Raw genomic sequence first — 12,630 nt, forward strand, 5'->3', positions numbered from 1 at the left:
CTATGTGCCTTGTATGGGGGCCTGCTTGTATTCACGATAGAGATGTTGAGGAACGTCATTTTGATAACCCAATACATATTGCTTAGACGCCTGAATATCCCATTCTAACATGGGGGGGCGTTCTTTTTTTATTTTACTAATAAGGGGCACATCCAGGGATTTTTTATACGTATTTAACAGATTTTTACCTGTCTCTGAGAATCCTAAAATGCGTAAGTATGAAGCGCCATTTTCTAATTGGAGTGCATCCATAGCCCTTTTATGCATGTTGGTATAAGTATGGACCATCATGCGTTGGATACGATTCCACGTATAGCGTTTGGTTTTAGTACGTGTTAACAACTCTTGAAAGGATTTAGCATGCAAAATCTCATTTTTTAATCTGTATTCAATCCCTTCTTCGATTTCATAAATTTGGGACAAAGCTTCTGGGGAAAGTGAAATCATGGTATGGCGCAGAAGATCAAAATAGCATTCCCAATGAATAGGACCTCTCCCTTCCTCGGACTCACGTTTAAGTATGTCTAACGTATAAGGAGGAACGTAGGACTTGATACGATCCCAATCGGGTGTCCTATTCTCAAATATAGCTTCTCTTATCGCTGTAGCACTTGCAATGTCCCCTTCAAAGAGTGTACGATCATGATAGTGTGCCTTGATACGTTGAATAGTGGCCGGTTGAATAGGGCTGTTCAACTTTAATAAAGAAATGAGATAATAAAGACCCAGAATATTATTCGGTTCAGAATAAAGACGAGGGTCTATATCTTTAAGCTCGTCAATAGTGGCTAGAGTGTCAGAAAAGGCTTTTGGATAGCTTTTTCCTTTTCTCATTTCAGCTCTTAGTTGCTGTTGAAAGGACGTAGGCTCTTTAAGCAACCATTGCGCAAGTTTTTGTAGTTCATTTAAATGTCCACTTTCTGAGCCAAAACAAAGATGAGTCACAAACGGTAAATGGTTGAGAATGGATGTTGCACCGTAGGCAAAATGTTCAGCATGTTGGGTAGCATATACATAAGGCAATTCAAGGACAATATCTGCTCCCATTTGTAGAGCCATCTCGGCACGCGCCCATTTGTTAACAATGGCCGGCTCTCCTCGTTGCAAGAAGTGACCGCTCATGACAACGACACAGGCTTCCGCTTGAGTGACGGCTTTAGCTTTTTGAAAATGGTAAGCATGTCCATGATGTAGGGGGTTATACTCGACGATAAGACCTACAACGTTCACGATATCTCCACCTTCCTTGCAAATATTATAGCAATAAGCGGGAAATGTTGACAAATAAGCTTCACTCACGATATAATAATCTTTGTTGTTTTGAGGTGAACCTCTTATGAAAATACCGGTACGACAATGTTTAGAAACGAAAACGGAACCGATGACACTTGAACATCATTACGATTTACCCGACTTAGTTCATCGCCATCAACAGCTTGAGGCTTTATCCCCTGTTCATTTTAAGGGAGAGGGAGAGATGCAAGCTGGTTTATTTGTGGTCAAAGGTGAATTAAAAGGGCAATATACACTGACGTGTTCTAGGTGTCTGTCGGCAAATGAGTCAGACTTTACACAACCATTTGAAGAGCGATATAATATTGAAGCACATGTAACAGACGATGAAAAAGATGAATTAGAAGACATTCACGATGTTGAAGGTCAATATGTTGATCTACAACCGCAAATTGAAGAAGAAATTATCATGTCTATTCCGTTCATTCCTGTATGTGAATCAGAAGAAGCTTGTAAGAACAACGCCCTTCGCGAAGGTCAGAACTGGTCTTATGAAGATGATCGCTTGACAGAAGAGGATAAAAAGGACAAAATAGACCCTAGACTAGCAGATCTCGCGAAATTCTTTGATGAAGATAAATAGCCTTATGACATACATGATGAGCAGTTTTGTCACCGTCTTAATCGGATAAAATTTGAAAGTAAAGACACGCGAGACAGAGATATCAGTATCACTTGAAGGGGGTGGAGTACAATGGCAGTACCTTTTAGAAGAACTTCCAAAACACGTAAAAGACTTCGTCGTACGCATTATAAAATCGCAGTACCTGGAATGGTAAAATGCTCTCACTGTGGAGAACTTAAGCTTTCTCACCGTGTTTGTAAGGAGTGTGGCACTTACAAAGGAGAGGAAGTTATTAATAAGTAAACCTAAACATGTTTCATGTTTAAAGGGCACAAAGCTAAGGTCATGATATGATGACTTTAGCTTTTTTGTTTTTATCAATATTTAACTTCTTAGTAGAGAATGGTCTCATGGCTAGCATACATCTAAAGTCCGACTCACCTCCTGGGCTATAGCCCAAATGTGTAGCCTTTCGCCTAAGGCTTGAATAGGATAAACGTAGAAAAGGAGGAGGATGTATGCATCACGATCACCATACTTACCATACTCATCCCATGAAACCATTGTGTGAACAGCATAAGAACCAACATGTCATGCTCCACACTAACGATGGGCAAATTTTCCAAGGGATGATTGAAAACGTGGATGAAGTCAATGTTTACCTTATCGTTCATGATGAGGATGAGCTTAGTGTTATGCCCCAGGCCATGGGAATGCCAATGCCTGACCAAATGCAACCTCAGATGCAACCTCAGATGCAACCATACATGCAATCACAACCTCAAATGCAGCCATACATGCAGCCTCAAATGCAACCGCAAACGAAAACCGGAAAGCCTAAGTCCGTTAGAGAAACAGAGAGTGAGAGCGTGAATGAAGAAAGAGAAGATGCAAGTGTAGTCAATGAGGATGAAAGTCGTCAATATTGGGGATACGGCTATCCGTATGGTTACTATCCTTGGTATCCGTCCCCTAGAAGACTTATTTTGCCTCTCGCAGCATTAACAGCCCTGTCTTTACTGCCATACGGCGGGTATTATGGGTGGTAAAACAACATATAAAACCAACACTCCCAGCAGGCGTTGGGGGTGTTTTTTTGTGCGTAAAAACTTAAAAACTGGGGATATTATAACAGAATAACGTTGAAATGAAATAAAGGTCTTTGAAAAAGGGAGAAAAAATGGAACAGGAGATGATAGGTTTGAAAAGTTTAAAAATACTCATCCTCATCTTGATCGCAATAGCGTTAGTTGCTGGGTGTCAGGACAAAGAGGAACAGGGGCAAGGTGAGCAACAAAATAAACAAAAAGCGCAATCAGAGCAACAGCAAGGGAATGAACCTCAATATATCCATGCTCATTACATGGAAGAGGAAATAGAAACGTTAGACGAGGTTGAACATTCCGTTGCTATCTTGCAAGAACAAGACGCGTATATCTCCGTAGAGTTAAGCAATCAGGTACAAGAATTGAACGAAGATGTGAAAAATAGAATCGTCAGTCTCGTGAGAACTTCAGATCAAAATGTCCAAAATATATACGTCTCAGATAACCCTGATTTGGGATCTCGGTTTACTGGATTAGCCCGAGACATCGAGAGAGCAGAACCTGAATCATCAATTGGAGAATCGTTTGACCAAACGATTCGCAAATACTTTCCAGAGTTGAAGAGGTAGGCATCATATGTCTCGTCGAATGAAAAAGCCGATTCGTGCTTCGGAGCTTAAACGGCATAAAGAATTGAAAAAATATGAGGCTGAAGTGAGCAAAAACCTCGACCACATTCCATTAAGCCGTGATTTACAAGAAAACATCAAACTTGTCCGCGAAGTCTTTGGACAATCCGATGATTTGGTTATTAGGCAAATTGAACTAGGGGGGGTTGCAACCTTAAACGCCGCCGTCATATTTCTAGATGGTTTAACCGACCGTAATGTGATTGATGAGTATATATTGAAGTCACTGATGATGGACGTGCAAGGAAAAATTCCACAAGAGAGCAGGCAAGGTAGTGAGTCTCTTTATTTTTGGGTTAAGGAAAAAGGATTAAATATTAATGAAGTCGGTGAGACGCCTAAACTGAGGAAACTAGTGGACAGTATTTTAGGTGGCGATTGTGGGCTTCTTCTAGACCGAGTGGACCAAGCTATCCTATGTAATACAAAAGGCTGGGATAAACGAGGCATTGAAGAGCCCCAAACCGAAGCGGTTGTGAGAGGCCCCCGCGAGGGATTTGCAGAGACATTGCGCGTCAATACGGCACTCGTTCGCCGACGTTTGAAAGACCCACAATTAAGAGTGAAGAATCTTCAAGTAGGGGATAGAACAAACACAGACGTATGTCTAATGTACATAGATGGCATCGTTGAAAATAACGTGTTAGAAGAAGTGAAAACAAGGATAGAGGATATTAAGATTGATGGTGCTCTCGAAAGTGGCTACATCGAACAGTTCATTGAGGATCATCCTTGGTCTCCATTTCCTCAGATTCAAAACACAGAGAGGCCAGATAAAGTCGCTGCGAGCTTGTTAGAAGGGAAAGTAGCTATCCTCGTTGATGGCACGCCTTTTGTTCTCATCGTACCCTGTATATTTTCTCAGTTTTATCAAAGCCCTGAAGATTATTATGAGCGTTTTATTATCAGTAGCTTGATTCGTGTGATAAGGCTCATTAGTATGTTTATCGCGTTACTGCTTCCGGCGTTGTATATCGCTTTTTCATCATTTCATCCCGAAATGATCCCTTCCAAACTGGCGATTGCTATGACGGCGGGGCGATCTACAGTGCCTTTTCCCTCTATTGTTGAGGCACTTCTCATGGAAGTTAGTATAGAAATATTAAGAGAGGCCAGTATACGTTTACCCGGTCCCATCGGGCCCACGATCGGTATTGTTGGCGCCCTCGTCGTGGGACAGGCAGCCGTTCAGGCTGGTATTGTGAGTCCTATCATGGTGATCGTGGTCGCTTTAACAACGATCGGTTCATTTGTTTCTCCTGGGTACAACGCTGCCATTGCATTAAGAATGCTTCGTTTCCCACTTATGCTCGCTGCATCGATGTTCGGACTTTATGGAATCATGCTTTTACTGATTGTGACGATCGTTCATTTATGTTCGATGAAGTCTTTTGGTGTCCCTTACATGGCCCCATTTAGTCCTATGCGCATATTAGATAACAGGGATACGCTACTGCGTGCCCCTTTGTATCGCATGAAATTCCGTCCTTCACCATTTGAGCCTCAGGACGAAAATAGAATGGATGGCCGGCAATCTAATAATAAAAAGGATGGGCAAGGATAATGGCACAAACGAAAGGGTCGACTCACACAGAAAAAAACGAACCGATTTTGGTCATCAGTCCCAGACAGTCAGCCTCTTTGATCGCCAGTACACTGATAGGGGTCGGTGTCCTCACCTTGCCTCGTATGACAGCAGAGGATGCTCATGAAGCGGCTTGGCTCTCGACTCTTGTGGGATCTATTGGTGCCCTCGTTGCCATTGTTGTGATTACAAGGCTCGGCATGCGGTTTCCTAGAAAGACAATCGTCGAGTACAGCGCCATTATTCTAGGTTCTGAGTCAAAAATGGGGAGAATAATGGGCAAAATTCTCTCTTTCCCCATCATTTTCACATTGCTGACCTTTTGGCTATTGGGGACGGCCTCTGTCGCAAGAACGTTTGGTGAAGTGGTCGTAAACGCTGTATTAAGAAGAACACCTTTAGAAGTCATTATTATAACCATGTTACTGATTGCGCTCGTATTAGTGATGTATGATGTCGAAGTTCTAGCCCGAACGAATGAGATACTGATGCCTTTGATCGTGATACCCGTGGTCTTAATTGCTTTGTTTTCCTATCAAAGCTTCAGTATAGAGAATGTATTACCTATTTGGCCAGCCCTAAGCATCACTGAATTTTTTTCAGGTGCCTTAATGACTTTATTCGCCTATCAGGGTTTCGAGATTATCACCATTTTTTCAGCACATACACAGGTGTCACGAAAAAATACTAAATTTAACATGATAGGTTTAATTACCGCAGCACTTGTCTACCTGCTCATCGTATTTGCGGGTGTATCTGTATTCGGAGATGATGAATTATCCCTATTAATGTGGCCGACATTAGAGTTAGTAAAGGTCACTCAAGCGCCAGGTCTAGTATTAGAAAGGATGGAGTCTGCCTTTCTGGGGGTTTGGGTAGCCGCTGTTTTCACAACAACGGCCAATCTATACTATTGTGCCACGATCGCCGCTAGCCAATTGTTAAATCGGAGAAAACATCGTCGTTGGTTTGGGATCGCTTTTTTGCCTATCATATTTTGGATGTCCCTTATTCCTCAGAACATATTAGAGCTATTTGAATGGCAAACATATATCGGGTACCTCGGCATCACAAGTGGTGCAGCTTTTCCAATCTTACTATTTATCATTGCGCGGTTACGTAAAAAGGGCTTCAAAACCCTCGATGAGTCTCTAACGACAACGGCTGACAAACCGAAGATGTCCCAAGAGCAAGACAACCAAAAAGAGAAAGAAGGCATTGAGTCGGAAAATCAAGCGAATGCTCAAAAAGATCAGCAACAGTCCTCTCAGAATGAATCGTCGTCAGAGTCTACACAACAACAGAAATATAAACAACAATCAAATGATAAGAGTGGTGAGCAAGATGAGAAGTAAGCTCTTTCTCGTTTTTCTTTTATTCGTTTTTACTTTCTCCAGTTTAACCGGTTGTTGGGACCGTCGGGAGTTAGAAGAGCGCATATCTGTAATCGCCATTAGTATAGATCAAGCAGAACCAACCGAGGAGGGAGAAGCCATGGTCCTGGTCTCCCTTCAGATTCCGATCCCAATCAAGATTTCCGGTGGTGCAGAAGGGGGTGGAGCAGGAGGGATGGATGCCGTTCGGGTCATTAGCTCAACGGGTTTTACTGTTGCAGATGCTTTCAGTAACTTACAGAAGAGACTAAATCAACAGTTATTTTTGGGACATACCCGCGTGATCTCAGTCAGTGAAGATTTAGCGAGAGAAGGACTTGAAGAAATTTTAGATGGCTTTAGACGTGATCCCGCTTTACGTCGATTACTGTGGTTCGTCATTGTTGAAGGAAAGGCAAGAGACATGCTCTACTCCGATGCAAAATTGGAGCAAATTCCGATGGTGTATATTATGAGTCTCATTGAAAATGGGGCTCGAGAACAGAGAATACCGGATATCACGCTCGGTCAATTCTATATTTCTGAATCAAACAATGCGATGGAGCCTATCGCCAATTACGTACGTGCTGGCGAAGAAGATATTTCGTGGGACGGTACGGCTTTATTTAATGGCACCAAGATGGTGGGGCGGTTAAATCCTATGGAAAGCTGGTATATGATGCAATTGAGAGGAGAAGGACCAGGGGGAGATAGAGTCATACATACCGGAGACGAAGAACATATGGTCATTCGCCCTAAGCAGCTGAGTACCAAGAAAAAGGTGAGCTTTCCTAAGGGTGAGGTTCATATTCACTACGACATTAGCATCGAGGCTAATCTCATAGAGAAAAATTTCAAATTAGATATGAATCGTTCTGAGGAGCTTCAATCGCTAGCTAAAATTGTAGAAAAAGAATTTGAAAAAGAAGCGCAAGAAGTCATCGAGATCCTCCAACAAGAGTACAAGACGGACGCTTTAAGAATTGGTCGCTATATCAAAGCATATCATTACAAAGAATGGCAAGCGATGAACTGGGGGGAAGAATTTCCTAAAAGTAATATAACAGTGTCTTATGACGTCGCCTTTAGACGGACGGGCATGCAGTTAAATTAGTCATGGTTCAAATTATACATTTGAGATGCTCTGTAATGAGGAGAAGAAAAAATCCCGTGTACTGTTTAAATAGACTTCCATTTGGACATACTTTCAGTAGTAGATAAAGATTCTATGAATTCTATTAATAGCATAAGCTATAAAAAACAACATTGGAGGGATGTAAAAATGACTGCAACTAGACAAGACGCATGGAGCGAAGATGATGATCTATTGTTAGCTGAAGTTGTGCTTAGACATATACGTGAAGGTAGTACACAGTTGAACGCGTTTGAAGAAGTGGGTCAAAGATTATCTAGAACAGCTGCAGCTTGTGGCTTCCGTTGGAATAGTCTTGTACGTAAAAAGTATGAGTCTGCTATACAAATTGCCAAAGCCCAACGACAGCAAAGGAAAGCGAAAGGCAAAAAACGTTTCTTTACAGAGCAAGACGAGGGCATGATGACTCAACCGGAAGAGACATATGCCATGAATGGAGCTAGCACACCCTATGAACAGGAGATATCTGATATCTCAGTTAACAGTGGATCAGAGACAACCGAAGATTCAATTGATTTTGACCAGGTGATTCGTTTCTTACGGTCTCATAAGGATAGCTTCAAGCGTGTCAAACAAATGGAAAAGGAATTACAAGAAAAGGAAGATGAAATTCAAAAGCTTCGTGAAGAAAATGAAAAGATGAGACATGACCTAGGGTCTGTACAGAATGATTACCAAACGATGAACGAGGATTATCGCGCGCTCATAAAAATAATGGATCGTGCCCGTAAACTAGCATTTTTAGGTGAAGAACAGGAAGAAAAAATGAGCTTTAAAATGGATAAAAACGGTAACTTAGAACGAGTCGAGAAGTAATCGACGATAGGGACTCCCTGAATAATAAAAACCCTTGCCAGACGGCAGGGTTTTTTAGGTTAGTATCGTATTTACAAATGATGTCATAGATTTCATGTCTAAGAGATGCCCTAACGCTAGGATGTCACAGACTCATCCTCTAGGGACTGTTCGGACACGCCTTCAGGAAGCCATATATATGGGTTCTCACCTCGGTCGCGTATCGGGTTATATTTGACAGGTTTGAACCCCATCTTGGTCCAAAAGTCTCCTGAAGCTTGACGCGCGTTGGTTTTGACTGGCAAACCGAAACTCTTCGCAAACTCTACTAAAGCGGTTCCATAATTGCGATTCCGATAGTCAGACAATACCTCAAGCTTCCATAGTTCTAGATAACCGTTTGCGGGGTCAAAGTACCGGTCATATTTGGCACTGATATTATATAAACTCATTCTAGCAACCAGCTTATCTCCGTAATAAATGCCATAAAACGGAGAATTACTATCATCTTCTATGATATTGGCTTGGAGATCCTCAAGCATAGAAAGCTCTTCAAGACCATACTCTTTAAACTTTTGAAACTCTTCTAGCGTTTTATAATTAATTAACAGACGCTTTACCTCTGGTTTCTCCATGATAGTGCCTCCCTTAATTATGCAATCTTACTTCTTAGTTTACTTTGTTCAACAGGATTATACAAGAGATCGTCCTTCATTTTGCTTAAAATTAAAAAAATAAAGGAATTATTTTTCGATATGTCGAATTGTTATGATAATGGAGAATCTTTTTTCAAAAATCATACTTGATTGTGAGTGATATCAAGCTAACAAGGGGTGAGACAATGTCAAAAGAAAAAGTACTCATAGCAAATCGGGGTGAGATCGCGCGACGTATTATTAAAACATGTCATGACAAAGGGTACGATACGATCGCCATTTATTCTGATGCAGATCAGGATTGGCCTTATGTACAGGAAGCGACAGAAGCCGTCCATATAGGTCCTTCTCCAGTCCTACAAAGTTATCTTCAAATGGATCGTATCATTGATGTGGCCAAGGAACAAGGCGCTACCTATGTTCATCCAGGTTACGGTTTGCTCTCTGAAAACGATCAATTCGCTAGAAAATGTTTAGCGAAGGGCTTAACCTTTATAGGCCCCCACCCTGACACCATACAAATCATGGGGGATAAGATAAAGGCTAGAAAGAAGATGCAAGAGGCCGGCGTTCCTGTCGTGCCAGGCGTAGAAGGCGAGGCCCCAACACTTGAGGATGCCCTAAATCAAGCGGCACAGCTTGGTTACCCTGTCATGTTAAAAGCGAGTGCAGGAGGCGGTGGTATAGGCATGCAAATCTGTCAAGATGAAGAGGAGCTAAAAAAGGCCTATGAATCTGCAAAAGGGAGAGCAAAAGCTTACTTCGGCAATGATAAGATGTTTATAGAAAAATATATCATCAACCCACGTCATATTGAAGTACAGATCCTAGGTGATACACACGGGCGTATCGTACACTTGTTTGAAAGAGACTGTTCAGTACAGCGTCGACACCAAAAAGTGATAGAAGAATCACCTTCCCCTTTTTTAGATGAGTCCACGAGGGAAGCGATTTGTACAGCAGCACTCAAAGCAGCAAAAGCTGTTGACTATGTCGGTGCAGGTACAGTTGAATTTGTTATGGGAGAAGACAAACAATTTTACTTCCTGGAAATGAACACACGTTTGCAGGTTGAGCATCCTGTAACCGAAGAATTGACCGGGTTAGACATCGTAGCTTTACAGTTACAAGTTGCCGCTGGAGAAGCATTACCCTTCAAGCAAGAAGATGTCCGCAGGCAAGGTCATGTCATGGAGTTCAGACTCTACGCTGAGGATCCCGAGACTTTTTATCCTGCACCAGGAAAAGTAGAACGTTATGAACCAGCTGTCGGTTGTGGGGTAAGATACGATAGTGGTATTGAGAGCGGGTGTGTTATTTCTCACTATTATGATCCTATGATTGCGAAATTAATTGTAAGCGGTTCCAACCGTTTGGAAGTCCTAGAGAAGTCAAAGTATGCATTAGAGCACACAACGCTTTCAGGTATCAAGCATAACATACCCTTTTTGCATGCAGTATTAAAGGATGAAGCTTTTAAGAAGGGACAGTACACCACTTTATTTGTCAATGAATTACAGAAAAAAACGTCAAGTCAAAAACAATGATTCAAGAAGGAGGATGCATACGATGCAAAAGGTAACGTCTAATATGGCAGGGAGTGTATTCCAAGTACACGTGAAAGAGGGTGATGAGGTCAAAGTGGGTCAAGATGTGATTATTTTGGAATCAATGAAGATGGAAGTTCCTATCACAGCAGATATCGATGGCGTAGTGAAAGAGGTACGTTTCCAGGTTGGGGAATTTGTTAATGAAGGTGACGTTGTGCTTGTTCTTGAGTGAGCGCTCAGTCTGAATCATGTTTATATTACCGTCAACTATATGAATTTTTTATAACTTGTCTATTCAATCCCTACCCAAGAGAGGAGATCAAGCATGTCAGATTCATTACAAGACACGTTAAAAGAAAGAGTCAGCCATATCGAACGTGGTGGAGCGGAGAAATACCATCAGAAACAAAAAGAGCAAAACAAACTTTTCGTCAGAGACCGCTTAAATTTATTACTTGATGATGGCTTACGACATGAAGATGGTAAGTTTGCCAATTGTTTAGCAGAAGGTTTACCTGCCGATGGGGTCGTCACTGGAACAGGGAAAATTAACGGACAGACTGTTTGTATTATGGCTAATGATTCAACAGTGAAGGCAGGTTCCTGGGGAGCAAGAACTGTAGAGAAAATCATTCGCATACAAGAAACGGCTGAAAAACTTAAAGTACCACTCTTGTACTTGGTTGACTCTGCTGGGGCTAGAATTACGGATCAGGTGGAGATGTTCCCTAATCGACGTGGGGCCGGTCGGATATTTTATAATCAAGTCAAATTATCCGGTGTCATCCCACAGATTTGTTTGTTGTTTGGTCCATCAGCTGCGGGTGGCGCTTATATCCCCGCCTTCTGCGATGTTGTCATTATGGTAGATCAGAATGCTAGTATGTATCTTGGTTCCCCACGCATGGCTGAGATGGTCATCGGAGAGAAGGTGACCCTTGAGGAAATGGGAGGCGCTAAGATGCATTGCACAGTAAGTGGTTGTGGAGATATCTTAGCTGCAGATGAAGAAGAAGCCATTTCGTTGGCTCAATCTTATTTGTCCTATTTTCCAGCTCATTATAAGGAACGTCCGCCTATCCTGGAGCCTAAGCCACCACACCCGGAAGCAAAACGTGTGGAGGATATTGTTCCGACGGATCAGAATAAACCCTTTGATATGTATGAGTTGATTGATTCTATCATTGATGAAACCTCTTTCTTCGAAATCAAGAAACGCTTCGCACCAGAGCTCATCACCGGTTTCGCCCGTTTAAATGGGCAACCGATAGGCATTGTGGCCAATCAATCAAGAGTTAAAGGTGGCGTCTTATTTGTAGACTCAGCAGATAAAGCCGCCCGTTTCATTACGTTGTGTGACGCTTATCATATCCCCTTACTCTTCTTAGCGGATGTACCTGGCTTCATGATCGGAACAAAAGTAGAGCAAGCGGGTATTATTAGACACGGGGCTAAAATGATCTCTGCCATGTCTGAGGCTTCTGTGCCTAAAATTTCAGTCATTGTGCGTAAAGCGTACGGAGCTGGCCTGTATGCTATGGCTGGCCCTGCGTTTGAACCGGATGCTTGTATCGCTTTGCCCACCGCTTCAATCGCCGTTATGGGGCCTGAGGCTGCCGTTAATGCCGTTTATAGTAACAAAATCAATGAAATAGAAGATCCACAGGAAAAAATGAGATTTGTAATGGAGAAACGCAAGGAATATCAAGAGAACATCGATATTTATCGTTTAGCTGGTGAACTGATCGTCGATGATATCGTCCCGGGAGACGCTTTGCGCGAGCAGTTATTGTACCGTTATGAATCGTATCAAAGCAAAGAGTTGAACTTCTCCACGCGTAAACATCCGGTATATCCTGTTTGATCAAGTGTATCTTGATCATATTTAAATGACGTCTTTTAGAAAATAAGGGTAGTGATGAAGT

13 protein-coding genes are annotated in these 12,630 nt (G+C 42.1%); 11 read left to right on the plus strand and 2 right to left on the minus strand.

What is annotated here, in order from left to right:
• Nucleotides 1-1,230, minus strand: coding sequence for a nucleotidyltransferase (locus JKM87_RS01025; RefSeq protein WP_202076918.1), 1,230 nt, complete (start codon nucleotides 1,228-1,230; stop codon nucleotides 1-3).
• Between the two features lie 106 nt (nucleotides 1,231-1,336).
• Here JKM87_RS01025 and JKM87_RS01030 point away from each other — a divergent pair, with 106 nt between their 5' ends.
• From JKM87_RS01030 to JKM87_RS01065, 8 genes are all read left to right on the plus strand, one after another.
• Entirely contained in the window at nucleotides 1,337-1,876 is a 540-nt protein-coding gene (locus JKM87_RS01030) for a YceD family protein (protein ID WP_202076921.1), read from the plus strand.
• A 111-nt stretch (nucleotides 1,877-1,987) separates the two neighbouring features.
• Nucleotides 1,988-2,161, plus strand: a complete 174-nt coding sequence (gene rpmF, locus JKM87_RS01035) for a 50S ribosomal protein L32 (RefSeq protein ID WP_202076923.1) — start codon at nucleotides 1,988-1,990, stop codon at nucleotides 2,159-2,161.
• A 215-nt stretch (nucleotides 2,162-2,376) separates the two neighbouring features.
• Nucleotides 2,377-2,907, plus strand: coding sequence for a hypothetical protein (locus JKM87_RS01040; RefSeq protein ID WP_202078100.1), 531 nt, complete (start codon nucleotides 2,377-2,379; stop codon nucleotides 2,905-2,907).
• 152 nt (nucleotides 2,908-3,059) lie between these two features.
• Nucleotides 3,060-3,533 (plus strand): YhcN/YlaJ family sporulation lipoprotein, encoded by a 474-nt coding sequence (locus JKM87_RS01045; RefSeq protein ID WP_202076925.1) that lies wholly within the window; start codon nucleotides 3,060-3,062, stop codon nucleotides 3,531-3,533.
• Between the two features lie 7 nt (nucleotides 3,534-3,540).
• On the plus strand, nucleotides 3,541-5,157 hold the full coding sequence (locus JKM87_RS01050) for a spore germination protein (RefSeq protein ID WP_202076926.1): 1,617 nt from the start codon (nucleotides 3,541-3,543) through the stop codon (nucleotides 5,155-5,157).
• Complete coding sequence (locus JKM87_RS01055) at nucleotides 5,157-6,533, plus strand: GerAB/ArcD/ProY family transporter (RefSeq protein ID WP_202076928.1); 1,377 nt, start codon at nucleotides 5,157-5,159, stop codon at nucleotides 6,531-6,533. Before JKM87_RS01050 ends, JKM87_RS01055 begins: the two co-directional genes overlap by 1 nt.
• Nucleotides 6,523-7,665 (plus strand): Ger(x)C family spore germination protein, encoded by a 1,143-nt coding sequence (locus JKM87_RS01060; RefSeq protein WP_202076930.1) that lies wholly within the window; start codon nucleotides 6,523-6,525, stop codon nucleotides 7,663-7,665. Before JKM87_RS01055 ends, JKM87_RS01060 begins: the two co-directional genes overlap by 11 nt.
• Before the next feature lie 168 nt (nucleotides 7,666-7,833).
• Nucleotides 7,834-8,520, plus strand: coding sequence for an RsfA family transcriptional regulator (locus JKM87_RS01065; protein ID WP_202076933.1), 687 nt, complete (start codon nucleotides 7,834-7,836; stop codon nucleotides 8,518-8,520).
• A gap of 116 nt (nucleotides 8,521-8,636) precedes the next feature.
• Here the strand turns inward: JKM87_RS01065 and JKM87_RS01070 are convergent, their stop codons facing one another.
• A complete protein-coding gene (locus tag JKM87_RS01070) occupies nucleotides 8,637-9,134 on the minus strand; it encodes an N-acetyltransferase (RefSeq protein WP_202076935.1) in 498 nt (165 codons plus the stop codon).
• A 206-nt stretch (nucleotides 9,135-9,340) separates the two neighbouring features.
• On the opposite strand from JKM87_RS01070, the gene JKM87_RS01075 reads away from it, so the two are divergent.
• From JKM87_RS01075 to JKM87_RS01085, 3 genes are all read left to right on the plus strand, one after another.
• Nucleotides 9,341-10,702 (plus strand): acetyl-CoA carboxylase biotin carboxylase subunit, encoded by a 1,362-nt coding sequence (locus JKM87_RS01075; protein ID WP_202076937.1) that lies wholly within the window; start codon nucleotides 9,341-9,343, stop codon nucleotides 10,700-10,702.
• Between the two features lie 22 nt (nucleotides 10,703-10,724).
• Complete coding sequence (locus JKM87_RS01080; protein WP_236838489.1) at nucleotides 10,725-10,937, plus strand: acetyl-CoA carboxylase biotin carboxyl carrier protein subunit; 213 nt, start codon at nucleotides 10,725-10,727, stop codon at nucleotides 10,935-10,937.
• Nucleotides 10,938-11,030: 93 nt separating this feature from the next.
• Nucleotides 11,031-12,569 carry an acyl-CoA carboxylase subunit beta gene (locus tag JKM87_RS01085; protein WP_202076941.1) on the plus strand — a complete coding sequence of 513 codons (1,539 nt, stop codon included), beginning with the start codon at nucleotides 11,031-11,033 and terminating at the stop codon, nucleotides 12,567-12,569.
• Nucleotides 12,570-12,630 lie beyond the last annotated feature (61 nt).

The organism is Caldalkalibacillus salinus, from assembly GCF_016745835.1.
Taxonomy (GTDB): domain Bacteria; phylum Bacillota; class Bacilli; order Caldalkalibacillales; family JCM-10596; genus Caldalkalibacillus_A; species Caldalkalibacillus_A salinus.